This is a genomic window from Algiphilus aromaticivorans DG1253 (assembly GCF_000733765.1).
Taxonomy (GTDB): domain Bacteria; phylum Pseudomonadota; class Gammaproteobacteria; order Nevskiales; family Nevskiaceae; genus Algiphilus; species Algiphilus aromaticivorans.
In genome coordinates, this window is the sequence record NZ_JPOG01000001.1 from 2,251,147 (window position 1) to 2,274,498 (window position 23,352).

The 23,352-nt window shown below is 65.2% G+C and carries 19 protein-coding genes; 11 read left to right on the forward strand and 8 right to left on the reverse strand.

Annotated elements, in window-relative coordinates; all coding sequences use genetic code 11:
- Positions 1-463 precede the first annotated feature (463 nt).
- Positions 464-5,056 carry a glycosyltransferase gene (locus tag U743_RS18130; RefSeq protein ID WP_232226766.1) on the forward strand — a complete coding sequence of 1,531 codons (4,593 nt, stop codon included), beginning with the start codon at positions 464-466 and terminating at the stop codon, positions 5,054-5,056.
- Between the two features lie 3 nt (positions 5,057-5,059).
- On the opposite strand, the gene U743_RS18775 is transcribed toward U743_RS18130, so the two are convergent.
- Entirely contained in the window at positions 5,060-5,752 is a 693-nt protein-coding gene (locus tag U743_RS18775; protein WP_084191481.1) for a sulfotransferase family 2 domain-containing protein, read from the reverse strand.
- A gap of 344 nt (positions 5,753-6,096) precedes the next feature.
- Between U743_RS18775 and U743_RS10490 the strand changes: the two genes are divergently transcribed.
- On the forward strand, positions 6,097-7,092 hold the full coding sequence (locus U743_RS10490; RefSeq protein ID WP_043768047.1) for a class I SAM-dependent methyltransferase: 996 nt from the start codon (positions 6,097-6,099) through the stop codon (positions 7,090-7,092).
- Positions 7,093-7,223: 131 nt separating this feature from the next.
- Here U743_RS10490 and U743_RS10495 read toward each other — a convergent pair whose 3' ends face one another.
- The gene (locus tag U743_RS10495; protein ID WP_198022006.1) at positions 7,224-8,180 is read right to left on the reverse strand and encodes a glycosyltransferase family 4 protein; all 957 of its coding nucleotides are present in this window, start codon (positions 8,178-8,180) and stop codon (positions 7,224-7,226) included.
- 477 nt (positions 8,181-8,657) lie between these two features.
- Here U743_RS10495 and rfbB point away from each other — a divergent pair, with 477 nt between their 5' ends.
- Genes rfbB through rfbD form a run of 4 tightly spaced genes read left to right on the forward strand, consistent with a single transcriptional unit; the run spans position 8,658 to position 12,038 of the window.
- A complete protein-coding gene (rfbB, locus tag U743_RS10500) occupies positions 8,658-9,719 on the forward strand; it encodes a dTDP-glucose 4,6-dehydratase (protein ID WP_043768049.1) in 1,062 nt (353 codons plus the stop codon).
- Positions 9,716-10,594, forward strand: a complete 879-nt coding sequence (gene rfbA / locus U743_RS10505) for a glucose-1-phosphate thymidylyltransferase RfbA (RefSeq protein WP_043768052.1) — start codon at positions 9,716-9,718, stop codon at positions 10,592-10,594. Before rfbB ends, rfbA begins: the two co-directional genes overlap by 4 nt.
- Positions 10,594-11,142 carry a dTDP-4-dehydrorhamnose 3,5-epimerase gene (gene rfbC, locus U743_RS10510; protein ID WP_043768055.1) on the forward strand — a complete coding sequence of 183 codons (549 nt, stop codon included), beginning with the start codon at positions 10,594-10,596 and terminating at the stop codon, positions 11,140-11,142. Before rfbA ends, rfbC begins: the two co-directional genes overlap by 1 nt.
- Entirely contained in the window at positions 11,142-12,038 is an 897-nt protein-coding gene (gene rfbD / locus U743_RS10515; RefSeq protein WP_043768057.1) for a dTDP-4-dehydrorhamnose reductase, read from the forward strand. The genes rfbC and rfbD overlap by 1 nt, the downstream gene beginning before the upstream one ends.
- Before the next feature lie 28 nt (positions 12,039-12,066).
- Here the strand turns inward: rfbD and U743_RS10520 are convergent, their stop codons facing one another.
- From U743_RS10520 to U743_RS10545, 6 genes are all read right to left on the reverse strand, one after another.
- Positions 12,067-12,762, reverse strand: coding sequence for a YjbF family lipoprotein (locus U743_RS10520; protein WP_043768059.1), 696 nt, complete (start codon positions 12,760-12,762; stop codon positions 12,067-12,069).
- A complete protein-coding gene (locus tag U743_RS10525; RefSeq protein WP_198022007.1) occupies positions 12,750-14,918 on the reverse strand; it encodes a YjbH domain-containing protein in 2,169 nt (722 codons plus the stop codon). Before U743_RS10525 ends, U743_RS10520 begins: the two co-directional genes overlap by 13 nt.
- Positions 14,919-14,947: 29 nt before the next feature.
- Positions 14,948-15,799, reverse strand: coding sequence for a capsule biosynthesis GfcC family protein (locus tag U743_RS10530; protein WP_156966409.1), 852 nt, complete (start codon positions 15,797-15,799; stop codon positions 14,948-14,950).
- 3 nt (positions 15,800-15,802) lie between these two features.
- A complete protein-coding gene (locus U743_RS10535) occupies positions 15,803-16,267 on the reverse strand; it encodes a hypothetical protein (RefSeq protein WP_156966410.1) in 465 nt (154 codons plus the stop codon).
- Positions 16,268-16,935: 668 nt separating this feature from the next.
- A complete protein-coding gene (locus tag U743_RS10540; protein ID WP_043768071.1) occupies positions 16,936-18,714 on the reverse strand; it encodes a sodium:solute symporter family protein in 1,779 nt (592 codons plus the stop codon).
- Positions 18,715-18,720: 6 nt separating this feature from the next.
- The gene (locus tag U743_RS10545; RefSeq protein ID WP_043768074.1) at positions 18,721-18,987 is read right to left on the reverse strand and encodes a DUF4212 domain-containing protein; all 267 of its coding nucleotides are present in this window, start codon (positions 18,985-18,987) and stop codon (positions 18,721-18,723) included.
- Positions 18,988-19,559: 572 nt separating this feature from the next.
- On the opposite strand from U743_RS10545, the gene U743_RS10550 reads away from it, so the two are divergent.
- From U743_RS10550 to U743_RS10570, 5 genes are all read left to right on the forward strand, one after another.
- The gene (locus U743_RS10550; protein WP_043768077.1) at positions 19,560-20,195 is read left to right on the forward strand and encodes a TetR/AcrR family transcriptional regulator; all 636 of its coding nucleotides are present in this window, start codon (positions 19,560-19,562) and stop codon (positions 20,193-20,195) included.
- Between the two features lie 284 nt (positions 20,196-20,479).
- Entirely contained in the window at positions 20,480-20,950 is a 471-nt protein-coding gene (locus U743_RS18135; protein ID WP_052367924.1) for a glycine zipper 2TM domain-containing protein, read from the forward strand.
- Complete coding sequence (locus U743_RS10560; RefSeq protein WP_043768081.1) at positions 20,947-21,327, forward strand: hypothetical protein; 381 nt, start codon at positions 20,947-20,949, stop codon at positions 21,325-21,327. The genes U743_RS18135 and U743_RS10560 overlap by 4 nt, the downstream gene beginning before the upstream one ends.
- A gap of 9 nt (positions 21,328-21,336) precedes the next feature.
- Positions 21,337-22,014, forward strand: a complete 678-nt coding sequence (locus U743_RS10565; RefSeq protein WP_043768084.1) for a response regulator transcription factor — start codon at positions 21,337-21,339, stop codon at positions 22,012-22,014.
- Between the two features lie 5 nt (positions 22,015-22,019).
- The gene (locus U743_RS10570) at positions 22,020-23,348 is read left to right on the forward strand and encodes an ATP-binding protein (protein WP_052367926.1); all 1,329 of its coding nucleotides are present in this window, start codon (positions 22,020-22,022) and stop codon (positions 23,346-23,348) included.
- The last annotated feature ends 4 nt before the right edge of the window (positions 23,349-23,352 follow it).

The window sequence follows — 23,352 nt, forward strand, 5'->3', positions numbered from 1 at the left end:
GCCGTCGACTTGCATTCTGCCCCACCTCCTGTGGTCAAGCAAGCGATTTCCTACAAGCATTTCTCGAGGTTATCCCTGCCAGCAGTTGCGAATCGAACGAGACCGCCTCTGAAGGACGGCAACAACTTCACTGACCCTTCGAATGTAGCGTGTACCCCCCGCCGTCGCCAACCGGTGTAAAACCGTCAGACTGCCCCGAACGGCGAACGTCCCCAAAATCAGGGGCAGCCCCGAAGGCTCGCGGGGCACGTAACGAGAGCGCACGCAGACACCTTAACTTCGCTGGGTGCCACGCGGCGAATCGCATACACTCGTCGGGCTGCGGAGCACAGCTGACGCAGCGAGCCGCGTACCGACCATGTGCAGTGCCCCGCTCTTCAATCCGCACACGCTAGACCAAGCTCTTCTTCGCCCCCCCATGGATGACCGCCCCAGCCCTCGGCCCCAGCAGGCATCGCGAGTGGTGACCGCCATTGTGGTGCTCGGCATGCACCGCAGCGGCACGTCGGCGCTCACTCGCACACTGAGCCTGCTCGGGGCCGCCCTCCCCGGCAATCTGTTGCCATCCAAGCCTTCCAACGAAACGGGCTTCTGGGAATCCACGGATATCCTCGAGTTCAACGACCGCGTGCTGACGGCCATCGGCGGCGCCTGGCACGACTGGCAGATCGACGGCTTGGAGTCACTGGACGACGCACAGCGTGCGGTCTTCGTCGACGAAGCCGCCGCGCTTCTGAGAACGCACTTCCGCGGCAGCGAAATGTTCGTGCTGAAGGACCCGCGCATCTGCCTGCTGCTGCCGCTTTGGCAGCAGGCCATCGCGGATTTCGGCGCGTCGGTGCAATGCGTGCTTCCGCTTCGCGACCCGCGTGAAATCGCGGCTTCGCTGCAGAAACGCGACGATCTCGCCCCCGCCCACAGCCACGCGCTTTGGCTGCGCTATGTGCTCGATGCCGAGCACTACAGCCGCGCGCTGCCGCGCAGCTTCGTGAGCTACGAGCAACTGCTGGACGATTGGCGCGGCGAGACGACGCGCGTCGCCGCCGAACTCGGGCTGCGCTACCCGCGCCCCACCGAGGCCGCCGCACCCGATATCGACGCCTTTCTGCGGCCCGACCTGCGGCATCAAGTAGCGGAAGAACGGGCGACGGTGCCGAATGACGAAGCACCGCCAGCGTGGGTGAATTCCGCCTACCAGAGCCTGTTCGCGCTCTCGAGTACAGGCGACGCGCCGGACGAGAACGCGCTGCTTCAATTGGACGCGCTGCGCGCGCGCTTCACGGAAGCACGCGAGAACATCGGCATGCTGGCCGATGCCGCGAAGCAGCGGCAAGCCAGGCTGCGCCAGGAGGTACAGGCGGAACGGAAAGCGCGCGACAAGCTCGCCGCCGAGAAGCAGGCGCTGGCCGAAGAGCGCGGTGCGCTGGCGGATGAGCGCGACATCCTGGCCGACAAACGGGACGCCCTCATTAGCGAACGCGACGCTCTGCAGGAAGAGACCGCCCATCTGCGCGCGAAATTGACCGCGCGCGAGGAGCACACGCAGGCGGAACAGGCGAAGCGCGAGCAGGCCGAGAAGCGCCTGCGCGAAGAGACGGAGAAACGGAGAAACGCCGAAGCCGAAGGCACCGCCCTCGTCAAGGCGCAACGGCAGAGAAGCCTGCGCACCCTGCAGCGTCAGCTGCGCGGTCAGCGCTTGGCGCTCGAGGCCGAGCGCCCCGTCAGCGCGGCGATAATCAACCGCGTGCGCCAACGCAGCGGCAAGCCGGCGCGCCCCGCGCGGCCCCACGCCGGCGCACCGCCGGCACGCACCCTGTTGCGCGCGCCCATGCCGGCCAGTGACCGCCTGCGCCTGCCGCTGCTGGCGCGGCAGATGCTGGCCAGCGGCTTCTTCGACACCGAGTGGTACGCGCTGCGCTACCCGGATACGGCCTTCGCACGCGGCGCCGCGGTGTGGCACTGGCTGCTGCACGGGCAAAGCGAGGGGCGCAGCCCGAACGCCCTGTTCGAGCCGCACTGGTACATGGAGCGTCACGAAGACGTCCGCAACGCCGGCATGAGCGCCGTCGTCCACTATCTTCGCTTCGGCGCCGCGGAACGGCGGGCGCCGGGCCCACTCTTCCAGCCGCACTGGTACCTCGAACGCTACCCGGACGTCGCCGAAGCCGGCATGGATCCGCTGCTGCACTTCCTGCGCCACGGCATCCACGAGGACCGCAACCCGAACAGCTATTTCGACGCGGCCTGGTACCGCAAGCAGTACCCCGACGTCGCTGACTCCGGGCTCAAGCCGCTGCACCACTATCTATTGTGTGGTGGCGACGAAGGGCGCGACCCGAGCCCGCGCTTCAAGAGCGACGCCTATCTGCGCAAGTACCCCGAAATCCGCCTCGCGGGCCTCAACCCGCTGCACCATTTTCTGAGCAAGGGGCCCGGCGAAGCCGGCACGCAGCGGCTGCACGTGCCGGGCGGCACCGCCACCACGGCGCCCGACAGCGACCTGGCGGCTGCATTGCAAGTGCGAGACAGCGACATCGCTCGCGCTCAGGCAAAGCTACGCGATGCCCGCTTCGGCACCTTCAGCATTGTCATTCCCACCTGGAACCGGCGGGACACCCTGCCCCGGGCCATCGACTCGATCCTTGCTCAGTCCTACGACAACTGGGAGCTGATCGTCTGCGACGACGGCAGCACCGACGGCACCGACAAGCTGATGCGCCAGCGCTATGCCGACCAGATAGCCACCGGGCGCATTCGCTATCTGCAGCTACCCCACGGCGGCGTCTGTGCCGCGCGCAACGCGGGGCTGGCCGCAGCGCGCGGAGAATGGATCGCCTATCTCGATTCCGACAACGCCTGGCACCCGCACTATCTGTTGCTGACCGCGGAAGCCTATAGCGACGACCCCGAAAGCCATACCGCCTACGCCTGTCTGCACGTGCATGACGCGGCCCAGCCGCGCGAGTTCATCCGTTGTCGACCCTTCGACCGCGACGCTCTGGAACGCGGCAACTACATCGACCTGAACATCTTCAGCCACCACCGCAGCGTCTACGAGGACAAGGGCGGCTTCGACGAAACCCTGCGGCGGCTGGTCGACTGGGACCTGATCCTGCGCTACACCGAAACGCGCGCGCCGCTGTTCATCCCTTACACCCTCTGCGACTACCACATCGCCCCCGAACTGGCGAACATCACGCTGACCGAATCGCTGGCCAGCAACGAGTCCGCGATCCGCCGCAAGGCCGCCGCGGCCAGCCACGCGCAACCCGCTGCACCGCCCGCTAGCGCGCCGGCCCCGAGCCGCAGCGTCAGCGCTCCGGCGGCGAGCAAAACGACCGAAGCCGCGCCTTCCGACTTCGAGGATTTCGACAGCTACCTGCGGCGCGCCGCCTTCGTGCCGGCGCCAAGCGCTCCCTTCTCCGAGCCCGCCAAGCGGGTAATGGGGCACATGCGTGCAGTGCATCGCCATCTTTCCGCGCAACACCCGGCCGGATCCAGCACGGCCACGGTATCGATCGTCGTGACCGACGACGCGCGCGATCCCGCGCGTCTGCGCGCCACGCTCGCTGGCATCTCCGGCCAAAGCCATCTGCATATTGAGCCGATCATTGTCAGTGACGGTCCAGCCTCCGCGGCAGCCAGCGCAGCCGCACTCGGCGTGACGGCGCAGTGCCTGCCCGCCGAGGGCCAGTCGCTGGCCGCCAAGCGCAACCTCGGGCTGGTCGCGGCTAACGGCGACTACCTCTGTTTCCTAGAAGGCGGCGACCGCCTCGATCCCGACTTCCTGCGCCTTCTTCTGGGCACCTTCACCGAGCAACCCGCACGCCGCATGGCCTACTGCGCGCAGGCCGTGTCCGCGCTCGATGCCGGCGCGAGCTCGGACTGGCACGAACTGCGCTACGTACCCTTCATGCGCGCGCTGTTCGAGAACCGGCCGACAATCGATCTCGCGGCAGTGCTATTCCGGCGCGACGCGCTGCTGGACGAATGCCGCTTCGACGAAAGCCTGCCCGCGCTCTCCGGTTGGGATTTCCTGCTTCGCCTGACCGAAGGCGAGGCCCCTGTAGCCGTGCCCTGCGTGCTCTGCGAAACCGACCGCGCAGCTGAAGACGCCGCCTCGACACGCGCGATGGCCAGCGCAAAGCAACGTATCCACGACGGGTTGGGCTCCCAACGGCTCGTCGACGCACTGCCCCAGCACGCCCGTATCCGCGGCCTGAAGGCCATGCACGCGCTGGCGCCCGCCAGCATGGTCGCAGCCCGCCCGGAGGCAGAAGCCCGGCGCGTCAACATCATCATCCCCAGCTACGAGTGCCTGCCATATCTGAAGCTGTGCGTGGACGCCGTCAAGCAATTCAGCCTCGCCCGGACCCAGCTCACGATCGTGGACAACGCGTCTTCCCGGGAGGTGCGGCGCTATCTCGCCGAACTTGCCGCCACCGAGCAAGCCGTCGTCATCCAGAACGAGGAGAACCTGGGCTTCACCTACGCCGTCAATCAGGGCATCGCCGTCACGCCGGAGGATGCCGATGTCGTGCTACTCAACAACGATGCCGTGGTGACCCCGGGATGGATCGAAGCGTTGCAGCAAGTCTTCGCGGATTTCCCGGACGCTGGCCTGGCCGTAACGCGGCAGGTGCTGCTGCCCGGCACCAAGACCATGCGCACCCACAATCCGATGTGTGACGACAAGCTGGAGACCGATGTCAATCTGTCACGCCATCACGACAACATCATCGATCCCGCCCCGGGCGGCGACAGCGACTACACGGAGCTCAGCTTCGCGCCTTTCTTCTGCGTCTACATCCCGCGCGAGACGCTGCAGAGCCTCGGCCCGCTGGACCATGTCAGCGCACCGCATTACCGGTCCGACCGCCTTTACTGCGAAGCGGTCCGCCGAATCGCCGGCCGGCGCATCATCTATACGCACCGAGCCAAGCTCTATCACTTCCTCCAGCAGGCGACCGGCACCCTGCGCAAGAGCGACTCGGATCGTTTCAAGGCGATGTTCGTGCAGAACGAATGGTCGGAAGTGACTACCGCTTACAAGTAGGGCTTAGACCGGGTCATCCTTTACCCACGCACCCCTTGCCCTCTCGTGTAACGCCAGGTCCCAACGGTTACGCTCCAGAATGACGTCTCGGGCGGCATTACTCACGTCCGCACGTTGCGATACTTGATGGACGCTTTCTACCGGCGCGAGTTCCTGCCACCCCGCCCATAAAGCCAACCTCTGAAGGAAGTCGCCGTAGCGCTCCTGCACGCCCACTAACGCGAACTGCGCCAGGTTTTCTTCCGCCAGTTCATATACATCTTTACCAATGAGACGATGCCCCGTTTTCCCGCTAATCATTCGCGTCTGCAAGTCATGTAACCCGGGAATATCGCTGCCGGCAAAACCAGCAAGATCTTTCTCACGCGAAACCGCATGATGAGGATGACTCGGTGTATCAAGCACGAACTGATAGTAAGAGCGAATCCGCTCAATCGGATCCCGCAGGAGCGTGATATAAGCCAGCGGCTGCCGCAGAAAGCGATCAACAAACCCGAAACGGATATGGCCAGTTACGGCCTTCAATGCTGAGCGTTCTACCGAATCCATCTTCTTGAGCTTTTCGCGGTCCTCATGAACGTGCCCAGGCCGGAACCAAAAAACGTGGCCCGCTCCATAGATCGAAAGAAGTTGTTTCCTTAGAGTTGCGCCAGCAGCCTTTGGCACATGAAGGAATACGATGGTTCGGTTATTCATATAGACGAAAAACTTCTATGACCCAGTTGTAGCCCCGAGCTAAAAGAGACAAGCGGGAAGCCGCTCACGCGACACCGCTCCGTCACATTTGCGGCCCGGAATTGTAACGGTAAGCAGTAGCGGCGACTCCTTGGCACAACGAGCCGGCTCGCGCCATTGACGTGACTGAAACAGCGTGATGGCACCGCCTGCATTGAGTTTTACCTACTCTCGGGCCCGGCGCGATACCGAGCTAGGCGGACGCGGCACTAGGCCGCTGCTGCGGACCAAATAGCGGTACCGTTACCGCAAGTGGCGTCTAGCGCATGGCGTCACAGAACCCCTCAATAGAAGAATGAGTCCCGATGAGAAAAAATGTTGCAGACCTCCTACGGCGGGTCGCCGACAAGATCTCCCACGAGCAAGTTGTCGCGTCCAAGAAGCCACCGACGTCATGGATGGAAGATCCCGCTCGTCAGCAGGCCGCCACCTATTGGTCGCAGCAGACCTTGGCAAAGCGACGACGCCTTAGCTGGGGCGACTTCCGCACCATTCGGCATCACATCACGACACGCATCGCCGATCGGGAGATGTACTCCATCTCGGGGGCGTTGCTGGAACGGGCCCAGACGCGATACGAGCTTGCCTTCCCATTGCAGCACGCGGTTTCCATCGGTGCTGGAACAGCCTCCAAGGAACTCTCCCTGGCCATGGCGGGCTACGTGTCACATTGGGATTGCTTCGATCTCAGCAATGCGCGCATCGAAGCCGGGCGGCGGAAGGCAGAAGAGAAGGGCTTCGGGGAGAACATGCGCTTCCGGCAGGAAGATGCCTTTCAAGCGGCCTGCCCCGAGTACGACATGGTCTTCTGGAGCCAGTCACTACACCACATGTTCGATATCGGCGAAGCGATTGATTGGAGCATCGCGCACCTCAAGAGCGGAGGTGTATTCGTAATGGATGAGTTCGTCGGCCCGAATCGATTTCAATGGACGGATGAAATGCTACGCGCAGCCAAGGCGGCGCGAGATCGTCTCGAGGAACGGCACCTGGTGATTCCGGAGGCCCCCGAGAAGCGATTCCCCCGAGTGATGCCCCGGCCGAGCCCTGACGCCGTTGCCAAAGCCGACCCAACCGAATCGGCCTGTAGCGAAGAGATTCTTGGACAGGTCCAGGCACGGCTTCCCGGTGCCGATATCGTCCAACTTGGAGGCGTGATCTACCACGTCGCTCTATCCGGCATTCTGACGAACTTCACTGAAGAAGACGAAGTCCTGCTCTCGGACTTACTGGCGTACGACGCGGAGCTTGCCGAAAAGGGGCTGAGTGTCATGGCTGCCTGCCTCTGGCAGAAGCCGTGAGCCACGCACGAAATCCCACAAGAAAGAAAGTCGACGGCAACTGCAAAGCAGTCGCGTCTAGCCCCTTTGAGCCCGGCAGCGAGATACGAAACTTGCGGGCGCGAAACCGCTGGCGCTGGATCAGCCCTTTCCTAGTCCGCTGACTGCGTCAGCGCGACCTCGCGCCTGGCGCGCAGACTGAGAGCGGTATAGACGCCGAGATAAAGCGCGAGATAGATTCCACTGTAGGCAATCAGGGCAGCGGTAGCGCCCTGGATGAATGGCGCGGTCAGCACGAATGGCGCGGCGAGGGCCAGCGGCAGAACCGCAGAATAGCGCGCCAGACCCTGCCCTCTGCTATTGGCGAAGCGCTGCACCAGGTGATGCAGGTGCTCGCTGTCCGGCTGATAGAAGGCACGCCCCATCCTCAAACGCCGGTACATCGTGAACAGGGTTTCGGTGATGGGGTAGCTCAGCAGCAGCACCGCAAACCATGGGGAGACGCTGGCTGAGCCCTCCACCACCATGACGGCGAGGATGGCGATCAATGCGCCGTTGAAGTAGGCGCCGCCATCGCCCAGGAACAGACGCCCGGACGGGAAGTTGAAGAGCAGGAAGCCGAGATTCGCCGCAACTGCAATCTCGCAAAGGATGGCGATGGTGGCCTGCCCCGTCAGTCCGGCCGTAATGCCGAGGGCGACGAAGGCAAGGAGGCTGAAGCCCGCGCAGAGGCCGTTCTCGCCGTCGATGAGGTTGGAGGCGTGCGACATGCCAGCAACGGCGAAGGCGAAGAAGATCATGCTAACGGGCGCCACACTCAGCGCGGCGTCGATCAGCGGGACCGACACCGTGCTGATACCGAACTGTTCCTGCGCGAGGCTGAAGATAAGCGCCGCCACGATGCAGGCGCTGTAGCGGATCGCTGGCATGACCGCGCGGGTAAGGTCCTCGATCAACCCGATGCCGAAGATGAGGGAGGTGCTGCCCAGCAGCGCCCAATAGGTTGCTGTGGCTTCCGGATAGAGCAGCGGCGTCACCAGGGCCACGCCGAGCATCATGGATACGAAGATCGCGATGCCGCCGACGCGCGGAACCACACCCTTGTGCATCTTATGGTCGCCGTCCTGCGCCCGATCACCGGTCAGACGGAGGTGCCAACGACGCCCAAAGACGAGGCCCCCGGCCAGCGCGGCGCTGCAAAAAATGACGATAAAGAGATGGGCGACCATGCGCTCTGATGCCGGTCGGGTCGAACCCTTTTCGGCAGCGGCTCCCTGGAAATTGCGGAATGCTTTGGAAGTCTAGCAACATCCCTCGCCCTGGTCAGCCCCGACGGGTCGGGCTTTCATCCGACTCGCCGCCTGGCAACCGCTGCTTGTGGGGCTGAAGCTCGACCTGCTGGCCCCCCGCACGTCCGATGAGCACTGGCCACAATACTCGCGCGCATTTCCCGGTCCGGCGGCCGCCTGCAGTGGCGGACACTGCGCCGCGCGCCGACTTCGCGGATAATCCGAGCGCGAGCGAATGCCCGCGATCCGTCAGCCGCGGCCTGCCCCTGCACATTCTCACTGATCCCCGACTGCGCAATGAAGATTCTCGTCACCGGCGGCGCCGGGTTCATCGGATCGGCCGTGATTCGGCACCTGATCCGCAACACGGGGCATGACGTCGTCAATCTCGATTGTCTGACCTACGCCGCCAGCCTCGAGGCCCTGGAGGATATCCCCGACTCGCCGCGCTATCGCTTCCAGCGTGTTGATATCGGCGATGCGCCGGCCGTTCGGGAGGTCTTCGCGCGACACAGTCCCGACGCCGTTATGCATCTGGCGGCCGAATCGCATGTGGACCGATCCATCGACAGCCCGCGCGATTTCGTGACGACGAATGTGGTGGGGACCTGCGTGCTTCTGGAAGCAGCGCTGGAGCACTACGAGGCACTTTCCGCGCCGGCGCGCGAGCGCTTCCGCTTTCACCACGTTTCCACCGATGAGGTTTTCGGCAGCCTCGGCGCGGAGGGTCGCTTTGTCGAAAGCACGCCCTACGCGCCGCGCTCTCCCTACTCCGCCAGCAAGGCGGGTTCGGACCATCTGGTTCGCGCCTGGCACCACACCTACGGGCTACCCACGATCATCACCAACTGCTCGAATAATTACGGGCCCTACCAGTTTCCGGAGAAGCTGATTCCGCTGACATTGCTCAATGCGGTGGACGGCCGCCCGCTGCCCGTCTACGGCAACGGCGAGAACATCCGCGACTGGCTGCACGTCGAGGACCACGCCCAAGCTTTGCTGACGGCGCTGGAGCACGGGCGCGTCGGCCGCGACTACAACATCGGCGGTGACAGCGAGCGTCGCAATATCGACGTGGTGCGCGCAATCTGCGCGCAGCTCGACGAGCTTCTGCCGAGCGAGCGCCCGCATGCCGAGGCCATCACCTTCGTCACGGACCGTCCGGGCCACGATCAGCGCTACGCCATCGACGCCAGCCGCGCCCGCGAGGAACTGGGTTGGCGCCCGCAGCACAGCTTCGAGTCCGGCCTGCGCGCGACCGTGCAGTGGTACCTGGAGAATCTGGAGTGGTGCCGGAGCATCCAGCAGCGGCACGCTGATGCCGCCCGCCGGCGCGGCTTGCGCGAGAGCGCGGCATGAAGGGCATCATCCTCGCCGGTGGCAGCGGTACACGGCTGTACCCGTCGACGCTGGCGGTGTCGAAGCAGCTGCTGCCGGTCTACGACAAGCCGATGATCTACTACCCGCTGACCACGCTGATGCTGGCGGGGATACGGGACATCCTGATCATCTCCACGCCCGAGGACACGCCGCGCTTCCAGCAACTGCTTGGCGATGGCGGGCAATGGGGCCTGCAGCTGGCCTACACGGTGCAGCCCGAGCCGCGCGGTCTGGCGGAGGCCTTTCTACTGGGCGCGGATTTCATCGATGGCGAGCCCTGCGCGCTGGTCTTGGGAGACAACATCTTCCACGGCCACGATCTTGTACAGGCGCTGCAGCGGGCCCGCGCGCGCAGCGAAGGCGCCACCATCTTCGCCTACGCGGTCAGCGACCCACAGCGCTACGGTGTGGTGAGCTTCGACGAGCAGCAGCGGGTGCTGTCCATCGAGGAGAAGCCGAGCCGGCCGAAGTCCCGTTACGCCGTTACCGGCCTGTATTTCTACGACCACCACGTCACCGAGTTGGCCAAGCAAATCCGCCCGTCCGCCCGCGGCGAGTTGGAGATCACCGATCTCAATCGGCTCTATCTGGAGCGCGGCGCGCTGCACGTGGAGCACATGGGGCGCGGCAGCGCCTGGCTGGATACCGGCACACACGAGTCACTGATGGAGGCCGGCAACTTCATTCACACGCTGGAAGCCCGCCAGGGCCTGAAGATCGCCAGCCCCGAGGAGGTCGCCTTCCGCTGCGGCTACATCGATGCCGCGCAACTGCGCGCGCTGGCTGAGCCGCTGCGCAAGAGCGGCTACGGCGCCTATCTTGAAGGCATCGCCGACGAGGCGAAGGGGCACTGATGCAGGCACAGAGCACGGAGCTGCCTGAGGTCCTGCTGCTGGAGCCGAAGGTCTTCGGCGATGAGCGCGGCTACTTCATGGAAGCCTTCCATCAGACGCGCTTCGCCGAGCTCACGGGCACGCACACGGACTTCGTGCAGGACAACCAGTCGGGCTCGCGCCGCGGCGTCCTGCGCGGACTGCACTATCAGGTCGGTGCGCATCCTCAAGGCAAGCTGGTGCGCGTGCTCAGTGGCGCCGTCTTCGACGTGGCCGTGGACATCCGCCGCAGCTCGCCCCGCTTCGGGCAGTGGACGGGCCGCCCGCTCAGCGCCGACAACCGACATCAACTCTGGGTACCACCGGGCTTCGCGCACGGCTTTCTGGTGACGAGCGAGCACGCCGAAGTGCTCTACAAGGTCACCGACGTCTACGACCCCGCCGGTGAGCGCGCCATCCGCTGGGACGACCCGACCATTGGAATCGCCTGGCCCGAGGGGATCGCGCCGGTGCTGTCGGACAAGGACGCCGCCGCCCCGCCCCTGGCCGAGGCAGAGGTCTTCGCGTAATGCGGCTGCTGATAACCGGCGCCGGCGGCCAGCTGGGCCGCACCCTGCAGCGCCAGGCCGCGCCGCATTTTGAGGTCACTGCCACCACCCGTGAGCAGCTCGACATCGGTGATGCCGAGGCGGTCCAAGCCGTCTTTCGCGCGACCAGACCGGCGCTGGTTATCAATGCTGCCGCCTACACGGCAGTCGACCGCGCCGAGTCGGAGCCCGAGCTGGCGCAACGCGTGAATGCCGACGGGGCCGCGCACATGGCCCGCGAAGCTGCCCGCACCGGCGCGCGCCTGCTGCATGTATCCACCGACTTCGTCTTCGACGGCCAGGCCTGCGCGCCCTACCCGCCGGACGCGTCCACCCGGCCGCTCGGCGTCTATGGGCGCAGCAAGCGCGACGGCGAGCAGGCCGTGATGCAGCATGCGCCGGAGCAGGCCACGATCCTGCGCACGGCCTGGGTCTATGGGCCGGGTGGTCACAACTTCGTGCGCACCATGCTGCGGCTGCTCGCCGAGAAGCCGGCGCTCAGCGTGGTCAGCGACCAGATCGGCACGCCCACGCATACCGAGGGCCTGGCGGCTGCGCTGCTGGCCCTGGGCGGCATAGACGCCAGCCGCGGCTGCATCCTGCACTGGACGGATAGCGGTGTCGCCTCCTGGTACGACCTGGCCATGGCTACCCGCACGCTGGCCGCGCGCCGCTGGCCGAAGCGGCCACTAGCGGAGATCACTCCCATCCCCACACGCGATTGGCCGACGCCCGCGCATCGCCCGCCCTACAGCGTGCTGGACACGGCGGCAACGCGGGAACTGGTCGGCACGCCGCCGCACTGGCAGGTTCGGCTGGAGCGCGCCCTTCTGCACGACGCAGCCGAGGAATGGCTGCCCGAGGCAGCCATCGGCTAGGACTCAGCCGCCGGAAGCCAGCGGGTTCTTAGTCCGCGCTGGGCCGCAGCTTCGGATACAGCCGCTCCATGACGATGTGGCCGCCGCTGTGGGGCAGCCGTTGCGCACTCATCTCCACCGTCATGGTCTCGGGAGCGACCCAGTAGCGGTTCTCCCAGCCTTCCTGCGCCGCCTCGGGCCGTACCTGCTCGCGGACCAGAATCAGCTCACGCAGTCCCCGATGAGTAGCAACCGGCCGTGCCTGCCCTGTCGCCGTCAGCCGCAGATGCAGCACGCGGCCCAGCGCGCCGTCTTCGCCCTCGGCATAAGCCAGGGCCTCGAGGGTCTCTCCGGGGGCCCTAGCGGCGTCCAGCGGCGAAGCGGCAGAACGGTCAAGCATGGTCAGGCGGCGGAGATCCGTCTTCAGCCGCTGGCTCGCAACGATGCGCCCATCGTGCGTCCAGAGCCGCAGGCCATTGACCGCCAGCCACTGCTGATGCGCCTCGACCATCGTTGCGAGCACCATTCGGCCGGGAGCGCCGCCATCGATACTCACGGCGATCTGGGAATAGGGAATCGGCAATGGATCGACGCTCCCGGCGATCCGATCCTCCGGTGCGACCTGGGCACGGGCGCGCTCGGCCTGTATGAAATCGCGGGCGGGGCTGCTGAGACTGCAGCCTTGCAGCAGCCCGCTCAGCAACGCGGCCGCGACGAGAAATGCCGGTCGGGTCAACGCAGCCATTGTTCCGCCTCGCTGTCACGCAGATGCCACGGATTGGCGGACTCCAGGCTCTCGTAGAGCGAGCGCCCGGTGCGCGCCTTCTGCCCGCCGTCGCGGCTCAGCGGGCGGTACAGCACCTCGGCAGTGCCCGGCCCGCCTCGCATGGAGAAGAGATCGACCGGGATGGACAGATAGAAGCCCTTGTCGAAGGAGCCTTCGCCGAATTCCTCGGTTGAGGCATTGGTGGGCGTCGCAAAGACGCCGACGCGCACGCCATTGCTGAAGCGCCGCGACAGGTCGATGGTCGCCCCCCAATCCCCGGCCAGGAAGCGGCCACCACTGACGACGAGCCGAAGATTCTTCCACGGAAGCTCGTGGTAGTAGGAGACGAACCCGGTGGTGGTTTCGTAGTCGCGGAAACCGAAGCGTTGCCGGAACTCGCGCTGCCGCAGCCGCGCCAGCTCCACCCCCACCGCCCAGCCATTGCCGGTGGGACGGTAGAGCACCTCGGTTGCGACACCGCCGAACATTTCCTCGAAGATGCCCGCAGAGACACGCCCGTAGAGGTCCTCGGCGATGGGGAAGCGGTAGTTGGTCTCGAGCTGCGACAGATAGACATCCTTGCCTTCGCGCAGATAGGCGCCGATATCACTACGCACACGCGGCAGCCCGCTTGGGAACGTTTCCTGTAGCCGGTTCCCGATATTGTCAGCAATATTGACGCCGAGCGCGCCGCCCACGCTCCACCCTGGGCTCAACTGAACGGTGGCGGAGAACCGAGCCAGCAACTGCCCGACAACGAATGCGTCGGGACCACCAATATTCGAGCGGAACTGCGGATTGATGGCACTGCTGAAGGCGGGGAAGCGCAGCAGATCTCGATAGGCGGCATCCCCATAGACGCCCGCACTGGTTGGCAGGATTTCCACGTTTTCGCGAATGCTTTCCGCCGGTTCTGAGCCACCGGCAGCGCGATGGAAGGCCTCGCGCTCGATGCGCAGCCTCATGGCCTCCAACCCTCCGACAACTTCGACCAATTCGTATTCGTCGTAGGCGACGCCGGTCTGACGAATGAGAGCACGCACTACGCGCCCGGGCGCCATCGGGGTGCTGCTGCCCAGCGTTTGGCTGTACCAGACGGTCAGCTGGCCGGGTCCACCGCGATCATCCACGGCGAGCAGATAGAGCCCCTGGCTGCGCAGGTCGCGAGCAAGCCGCTCCACCGTGGGTGGATCAACGGGCCGCTCGAAGGGTGTCCGCTGCATCCGCCAATAAGACTGCAGAGGCAGCGCCGTCGGCCGAAAGACCTTCTGCGGCCCGGCTTCGTTGCCCAGGTTCCCGGCTATGCTGACGCGAGCGGCAAGCGTGTCCCCGCGCTCCCACGCCAGACCGAGATCGACGTTGCGCCCGAGCCGGTAGCTCATGCCCAGGTTGACGCGTGAGGACTGCTCCTGCGGGTTCTGCAAGCGCTCGGATTGGTAGTCGTTGCCCTCCAGCTCGGCGAAAAGGGAAAGCGGCCCGCCGCCGGGCGTCCACTGCACGCCACCGAAGAGCGCAGCCGGGCCGCGGAAATAGGTGTCCACTTCGAAACGCCCGCCCAGCCCTGTATTCCCCCGGGGCCGGTCCTCGAAAGTGGAGGACACTGCCGCAAGCGGACTGCGGAAATCATCAGCGCTGCCCAGCCGTCCCCAGCCGATGCCCAGATGGAAATCCCAGTTGAAGTAACGCCGACTGGCAACCAGGTATTCGGAAGCGAAGATACCGGTACCGGCCAGGTCCATCAGGCCCAGGGCCACAGCCGGCAGATGCTCGCTTTCGTCGAGGAGCCGGAGCTGGATGTCCACACCCTTGTCCGTGAAGTGGCGGCTGACTTCGCTCGACTGCTGCTCGATGGGAATCTGCTCGACGAAGCTGTAGTCGCGGTTGGTGACCTCCGCATAGCGGAAGGTCCCCTGAATCCAGTCCAGCGGTTGCAGATGGAAGAAGAGCGTGCGGTACGGTGAGAAGGTTCCAAAGCCACCACCGACTGTCCCGGTACCCCCACTCCGTGCCGTTGGGGTCTGCAACAAGCCGATCTGGCCGTAGTCATTCAGCCCGCGCTGGGGCGCGGCTTCGGAGGGCAACACCAGCGTCGCCAGCAGCAACGCCCAGGCAGCAGGCAGGAGCCCACGGGGCAAGCCCCGTCGCCGCATTGACTGCCACATCATTATTCGCAGGACTCGGGCGCGAGGTCGACTTCGTCGCGCAGCTCGGCGAGCCATTGCTTTGCCTGATCGCGCCAAGGCGGCACGACGATGATGGATCCAGGCGGAACGCGTTGGGGTTCGTAGTTCCAATGGGTTATCGCCAAGGACAGGTATCGGCCATCCGGCGTGTAGACGAAGGCTTCGCCGAGTTCGCCGCCAGCACCCGCGCCGCCGGCCTGCTCAACAAAGTCGCGCGCCGTCAGCGCTGCGTCGAAGGGGTAGCGCCCAGGGGCTCTCACCGTGCCGTAGACCGCCACCCACTCCGGAAGATCCGGGACAAAGACGATATCGCCGGCTTGGAAGAAGCCCCGCCGAGCTGGCTCACGCTGCACGGCCACAGCATCCAGTGCGACCTCAGAACGTCGATAGCAGCCACCGAGCAGCTTGGGCAACCAGCTCGACGACAAGGCGTCCTTTAACTTTTCTGGTGATTGCATCTGCAGCAGATCAAGGACCAGTTGCTCCGGGGCTCCACGCATCTCCGCGCCAGCTGTCGCCGAGGCGGGTCGAAGCAGCATCGCGCCAAGATAATAGGGTGCGTACTCGCCGTCGGTGGACGCCCCGCGAAGCTCGGAGGCACCGAGAGGCTGATCCGCCTTCAGGCAGGACACAGCCTCCTTGCCCTGAATGAGCGTCACGTGCGGCACATCCTTCGCGCAAAGAACCGGAGACGGCTCTGCGTCAACCCTTCCTGCCGTCATCCCGATCAACGCTACGACCAGCAGGGTTGCTGTGCGATAAAACACGCCACCTTTCCCGGAGCAGGCACAAAAAAGGGCGGCAGCGCCGCCCTTTTTTAATCCACTACGCACGTGTTAGTTCGTGCCGCCCGTACCTGCACCCGTGCTGGTCGTGGTGGTGCCACCGCCGCCGCCACCCGGATCGGTGGTGCCCGGCGGGGTCGTGCCGGTGGTCGTATCGGTACCGGCAACGCCAGCGTCGTCGTCGTCGATGACGGCGACCAGCCCGATGCCGATAATCGCCACCGCCGTACCGATCGCAACCGGAATAAGCGCGGGAGAGACGAGCAGCGCCGCGCCCTCTGCAGCCTGCAGGCCAGCGGAGGTCAGCGCATAACCGCCGTCGATGGCGACCAAGTCTCCGGCGGCAACCGCCTCGTCAACGCTGTCGTGACCGAGCTCGCGGCTGAGGTCTTCCGCCTGCGCCTGCGACATAGCCTCGCTGTTGGCCGGCTGCGCCATGACCACCGGGGCGTAAACCATAGGGCCCGTCGAGGCTGCAAAAACCGCAGCTGCGCCAAATGCGAATGCTTTCTTCATTACAACTCCCATTTCCGATTAGTCATTGTTCCCCTACGATTATAGGGCTGTCAACTCATTAGAGGCACGCAGCGTTCACTACGTCACTGTGACGACCATGTGACACCGCACAGGAGGTCAGCGACTGGACTGTCCACCTCGCGCTTCAGCACTCTCGCCGCGCGCCTCTGTATCGTCGCTGAACCGTGATCGCACCAAATCCTCTCCCGCGTTAAAGCCTCCAGCGAAAGCACCATAGAGCAGACGCGAGCCCGCCACTGCGTACGCATTCCCGACAGCCGGCCGCGGGGGATTCGGGTCGTCCCACACCAGCAGCTGCCAGCGTTCCAGCAGCATTGCCTGTTCTGGGTTTGCGCCATTTTCCATGGGCACCCAGGCCCTGGCCAACGACGCGTCAACAGCCCCAGATTCACCCTCTCCAGGACCATTCGCAGCGGTGACCCCAACGGGGAGAGCCACTGCCAAGGCAATCGCGCCTGTGAATGCGCTAAAGGAACTCGTCATGGTGCCGTGCTCTCGACCGCGCATATGCAATCTCTGAGTAGGTCGGGCTCGAACCCGCTCCAACCTGCCTGCCACACTGTACTTTGCCACCAAACAGGCCCTCGCGCAAAGAAAGGCCCGCTCCGGAGAGCGGGCCATGGTCAGGCCGGAAGAACCTGATTTGCTCAGTGCGCCGCAGTGGCTCCGACAGCCCCGCGCGGGATGCGCACATCCTCGACGAGCTGCTGAATGTGAGCCGGGGGCGGCGCCGTCATGCGCGAGACCGTGAAGGCAACGATGAAGTTAAGCACCGCGCCAATGGCACCGAAGCTCTGCGGCTGCACACCGAAGATCCAGCCTTCGGCGGTGTCCGGCAGCATCGCGGTCTCGGCAAAGAAGAACCAGCCCTTGAAGAGGAAGATGTAGACCAAGGTACTGATCAAGCCAGTGAGCATGCCCGCGATCGCGCCCTCCTTGTTCATGCGCGTGCTGAAGATGCCGAGCATGAGTACGGGGAAGAGCGAGGAGGCGGCGATGCCGAAGGCCAATGCCACGACCTCTGCCGCGAAGCCGGGTGGATTGAGTCCTAAATAGCCCGCCACCAGAATCGCCACACCCATGGATATGCGACCGGCGAGCAGCTCCTGCTTGTCGGAGATGTCCTTGGCCACGATGCTCTTGAGCAGGTCGTGCGACACCGCAGAGGAAATCGCCAGCAGCAGACCCGCGGCCGTGGACAGTGCCGCCGCCAGACCGCCGGCAGCTACCAACGCAATCACCCAGCCGGGCAGCCCCGCGATCTCGGGGTTGGCCAGCACCATGATGTCGCGGTCAACGGTGAGCTCGTTACCTCCCCAGCCGTATGCCTCGGCCTGGTCGGCGAACTCCGGATTCTTGGCATTGTAGTACTGGATGCGGCCGTCGTTGTTCTTGTCATCGAAGGCCAGCAGACCGGTTTCCTCCCAGGTGCGCATCCATCCCGGCCGCTCCTCGGCCACCAGGTTGCCCTGCTCGGTACCGACCTCGCCCGGCTGCACGGTGTTGAGGAGGTTGTACATCGCCATCGCACCGACCGCCGGGGCCGTGGTGTAGAGGATACCGATGAAGACCAGCGCCCAGCCCGCCGACTTGCGCGCGTCACGCACCCGGGGCACCGTGAAGAAGCGGATGATGACGTGCGGCAGGCCCGCCGTCCCTATCATCAAGGCCATGGTCAGCAGGAACATGTTAAGCATGCTCATGCCTCCGGGCTCGGTATAGGCTGAGAAGCCTAGATCGGTCACCAGCCCGTCCAGCTTGTCGAGCAGCCATGTACCGTCGGCAACGGTGCCACCGAGGCCGATCTGCGGCAGCGCCACGCCCGTGATCTGCAGCGAGATGAAGATCGCCGGCACGGTATAGGCGAAGATCATCACCACGTACTGCGCAATCTGCGTGTAGGTAATGCCCTTCATGCCGCCGAGCACGGCGTAGGTGAAGACCACGGCCATGCCGATGACGAGGCCAGTCGTGATATCCACCTCAAGGAAGCGCGAAAAGGCGATACCGGCGCCGCGCATCTGGCCAATGACGTAGGTCAGCGACATGATGACGAGGCAGATCACCGCAACGACGCGCGCAGTCTGGGAGTAGAACCGGTCACCGATGAATTCGGGCACCGTGAACTTGCCGAACTTGCGCAGATACGGCGCCAACAACATCGCCATCAGCACGTAGCCACCGGTCCAGCCCATCAGGTAGACCGATCCGCTGTAGCCCAGGAAGGCGATGAGGCCGGCCATGGAGATAAAGGAGGCCGCGCTCATCCAGTCGGCGGCCGTGGCCATGCCGTTGAGTACGGGGTGAATGCCCTTGTTGGCGACGTAGTACTCGCCGGTCGTGCCGGCGCGAGCCCACAGCGCGATGCCGATATAAAGCGCGAAGGTGCCGCCAACGAAGAGATAAATCCAGGTTTGGGTATCCATGGCGGCTTACTCCTCGTGCACGTCGAACTTGCGATCGAGCTGATTCATACGCCAGACGTATATGAAGATCAGCACGATGAAGGTGTAGATCGAGCCCTGCTGGGCGAACCAGAAACCGAGCTTGTAGCCGCCCAGCGGTATCGCGTTCAGCGGTTCGACGAGCAAAATTCCGGCGCCGAAGGACACGGCAAACCAGATAACCAGCAGCGTGAGGAGGAGTCGCAGATTGGCCTTCCAGTAGGCCACTGCCGCCTCCCGTTTCTCATCCGTCATGGGTGTCTCCTGATAGTTGTAGGGAACGCTTTGCAGGCGCAAGCAATCTAGCAACGTACCGGTAGCGCAACATCCCCGACTTTGGTCGAACAGCGCCCAAGAGGCCACGAGGGTAAACAACTTGGTGGTAGCCACAGCATCGATCAGACGCGAAACACAAAGGCACTATCGCGCTCCGACTCTCGATTTCATCCATCGGCCAAAACCGTGAACTTCGAAACGTGCGCCTATGGCTGGCGCTGGGTTTGGAGCCGGTCCCACCAACGACGCTGGCCAGCCATGGGGCGGCCGAGGCGGCCTGCCGCCGCTCCACTTCGCTACCGACGCCGGCTCGGAGGCGCAAGATGTTGGGTGTCGTGGCCTTCTAGGGCGCGCTCTTCTCGACGACGCTGACGCACTTCGTCGTACCGGCGCTATACGCGCTGGTGGCGCAGCACACCGAGATGCCCGGCTGGCAAGCGCAGCGGCTGGCGCGTCAGGAGGCAGGCGCCCGGCGGAAACTCACCTCGGCGAACGGTGTCGCTATCTGAACGTAGCAAGCGCGATGTTAATATCGCCACCAGGGGGATCCCATGCCGCGCAAAGCTTCCACGCAGCCATCAACCACACTGCAGTCGATTCGCGACCACGCCTTCACGCTCTTCGGTCGTCACGGCTACGAGGGTGTGTCCATCGGCGAGATCGCGACACACGCCAGGCTATCCAAGGGTGCGCTCTATTGGCACTTTCCAGGCAAGGAGGCGCTTTACCTCGACTGCCTGACGCGGCTGCACGCGATCTTCAACGAGCACATCTTCGACCGCATGCGCGCGGGGCAGGATCCGGTCTCGCGCATCCTCAGCCTCTTCAACGGGCTGGGCACCATGCTCACCGACCCGCGTGTGCAGACCGGCGTCGCCGGCTACTGGCTCACCCCCATGCGCTCGACCTCGCCACGGTTGGACGAGGCGCAGCGCGCCTTCGAGGCCACCTCGCGCGAAGTGATCGTGGAGACGCTGCGCGACGGCGTCGCCCAGGGGCATTTCGATCTGCAGGACGATCTCGAGGACATGGCCTCGGCGATCATGGCGCTGGTGGAGGCCATCATCCTGCCGCTGCGCCACCAGGAGCACGGCGAGGTCAGCGCCATGCTCGGCGTGTTGGCGCGCACGCTGTTCCGCGCCTACGCCAACAGTGGCGATCTGGTCGAGCGCGCACGCGCCATCTGAGAGGGCGGTGACAAAAGCACTAAGCTCGGCATCTCTACCCTGTCCGGCGCTCGACCGTTTCGTCGTGAACGAAACGGCGTGTCAGCCCCGACGAGGTCAGGCACGGGGCTGCGCCTGACCAATGCTCATGTCTTGCCCCATACACTGCGCTACCAGCGCTCCAGACAGCATCGACCTGCGGTTGCGCAATACGTTTTGTAAACACCCTCCAAGGCTGCCGCCCTAGGTTCAGGGGTGATTCATTGCACCCCGGTAACCTCGAAGCTCCCGCGAGGTAGATCGCCATGAAGCCGAAAACCGCCGCCGTAATATCGCTGACGCTGGCCGGGGCGCTGCCGGCACTCGCGTCCGCACAGATGCGTGCCGAGGTGGTCGAGGCACGGCCCTACTATGTGTCAGCCACTACCACTGAGCGGCGCGAGATCTGTCGCCGCCCCAGCGGTCTGCTCGGTGGCCGCGAGGGACAAATTCTCGGTGGCGTGGCCGGAGGCTTCATCGGCAGCGAATTCGGCTCGGGGCGAGGCCGCGACATCGCCACCGTCGCCGGCGCCCTGCTCGGCAGCGAGTTCGGCCGCCGGAACTTCGACCGCGGGCGCCGCGACTGCCGTGTCGAGGCCGTCGAAGTCCCCTCGGAAGCGATCGGTGGCTACGACGTGATCTACGAGCAGAACGGCCGCCTCTGGCGCACGCGCACCCGCGAGCATCCAGGCGCGCATATGGCCGTGCCCATGCGAAGCTCGGAGCCGAAGGGATGAGCCTAGAGCACCTGCCCCGGCTGTCGCTGCTGACCACTCTGGCGCTGTTGAGCGCTGGAGCCGTCGCGATGCCGGCGACTGCGCAGCTGGACGGACTCGGCAGCGAAAGCGGCCTCTCACGCGATCTGCTCAACAACGAGCCCCCCCTTAGCGAGCCGCCGCTGGACATCGGCCCACAGCCCGAAGAGCGCCCACGCGCGCCGCTGCACCTCAACCGCGCCCAAGCTGCCGCACAGGCGCGCGACCTGCATGGTGGCCGCGTGCTGTCGGTGCACTGGACCGGCAACGGCTATCGCGTCAAGCTGCTGCGCCATGGCGAGGTGCGCATCGTGCGCGTCGCCGACGCACCGCCTGAGAAAGAAAAAAAAGACCAGTAAGGGAACACTATGCGATTGCTGATCATCGAGGACGAGCAGGCACTGCTCGACCAGCTCGCCAAGCTATTGGAACGCGAAGGCTATACCGTCGAGAAGGCCACCAACGGGGAGGACGGCGGCTGGATGGCCAGCGAATTCGCCCTGGACTTGGCCATCGTCGACCTCGGGCTGCCGGACATCTCCGGCGTCGAGGTCATCCGACAGCTGCGTGCCGACGACAAGAGCTACCCGGTACTCATCCTCACCGCGCGCGACGGCTGGCAGGCCAAGGTGGAGGCACTGGAGGCCGGCGCCGACGACTATGTCGTCAAGCCCTTCCACGAGGAGGAACTGCTCGCCCGAGTGCGCGCGCTGCTGCGGCGCGCCAGCGGCTGGGCCAGCGCCGAGATCTGCTCCGGCCCTTTCACGCTGGATACGCGTGGCCACAGCCTGAAGCGCGGCGACACCAGCATCGAGCTGACCGCCTTCGAGTACAAGGTACTCGAATACCTGCTGCTGCACGCTGGCGAAGTCATCTCCAAGACGCGCCTTTCCGAGCACATCTACGACGAGGAAACCGAGCGCGACAGCAACGTCATCGAGGTCTTCATTCGCCGCCTGCGCACCAAGCTCGACCCGGATGACTCGCTGCATCCCATCGAGACCCTGCGCGGGCAGGGTTATCGCTGGTCCTTGCCGCGCGGCTGACGGCGGTGTCGCTGCGGCCCACTTCGCTGCGCGCTCGCCTGATCCTGGGCGCGCTGCTGGTGCTGGCCATCTTCCTGACCGCCGCCGGCGTCGGCCAGGAACGCGCCTTCCGCGCTGCGGCGCTGTCCGCAGAGCAGGACAAGCTCCGCGGCCTGATCTACGCGCTGCTCGGCGCCACCGAGCCCTCGGCGCGCGGCGGCCTCGTCATCGGCGACTTCGACCTGCCCGACCCGCGCCTGACCCAGCCTGACTCCGGCCTGGCGGCCTGGCTACTGACGCTTGAGGACGAGGTCGTCTGGCGCTCGCCCAGCGCGCTGCACGCGCCGCCCGAGCATGGCCTCGGCGAGGTCGGCGATTTCCACTTCGAGGAAACGCCCGAGCATTTCCTGACTACCTATCACCTGCGCTGGATCGGCACCGACGCCGAAGCCCGGCGTTATCAGTTGCTGGTCGAGAGCAGCAAGGGCTCCTTCCAGCAGCAGCTCACCGCCTACCGGCGCCAGCTCCTGGGATGGCTGCTGGCCGCAGCGGCGGGGCTGCTGATCACCCTCATGATCGTGCTGGCCTGGCTGATCCAGCCCGTGCGCCGCATGGAGCGCGAGCTGCGCGCCGTCGAGCGCGGCGACACCGATGAACTTGCCGGCAGATATCCCGACGAGCTACGGCCGCTGGCCAGTGCGCTGAACGCCATGGTGCAGACCGAACGCAACCAGCAGGCGCGCTACCGCAACGCTCTCGGCGACCTCGCACACTCGCTGAAGACGCCGCTGGCCGTGCTCGACGGCATGCTGCGCGAGGGCAACACAGACGTCGCGCAGACGCGCGAGCAGGTCGAGCGCATGCGCCACATCACCGAGCACCAACTCGCGCGCGCCAGCCACGCCGGACGCCGCACGCTCGCCCGCCCACAAGTGCTCGCGCCCGTCGTCGACAAGATCGCCAGCTCCATGGCCAAGGTCTACCACGACAAGGCGCCGCAGATAACGCAGGATGTTCCCCAAGGGCTGAATCTTCGCGTCGAGGAAGGCGATCTCTTCGAGCTGGTCGGCAACATTCTCGACAATGCCTGCAAGTGGTGCGAGCAGGCGGTGGCCATCAGCAGCGAGCGCGACGGCGGCAGCATCACCATCACCGTCGAGGACGACGGCCCCGGCTTTCCGGAAGATGCGCAGCAATTTCTCAAACGCGGCCAGCGCGCCGACCAACGTACGCCGGGCCAGGGGCTCGGCCTGGCGACGGTCAAGGACCTCGTCGACCTCTACGAGGGCAGCATTCTCATCGATCGCAGCCGCAGGCTGGGCGGGGCGCGTCTGGTGCTTCGCCTGCGCGCCTGAGCCG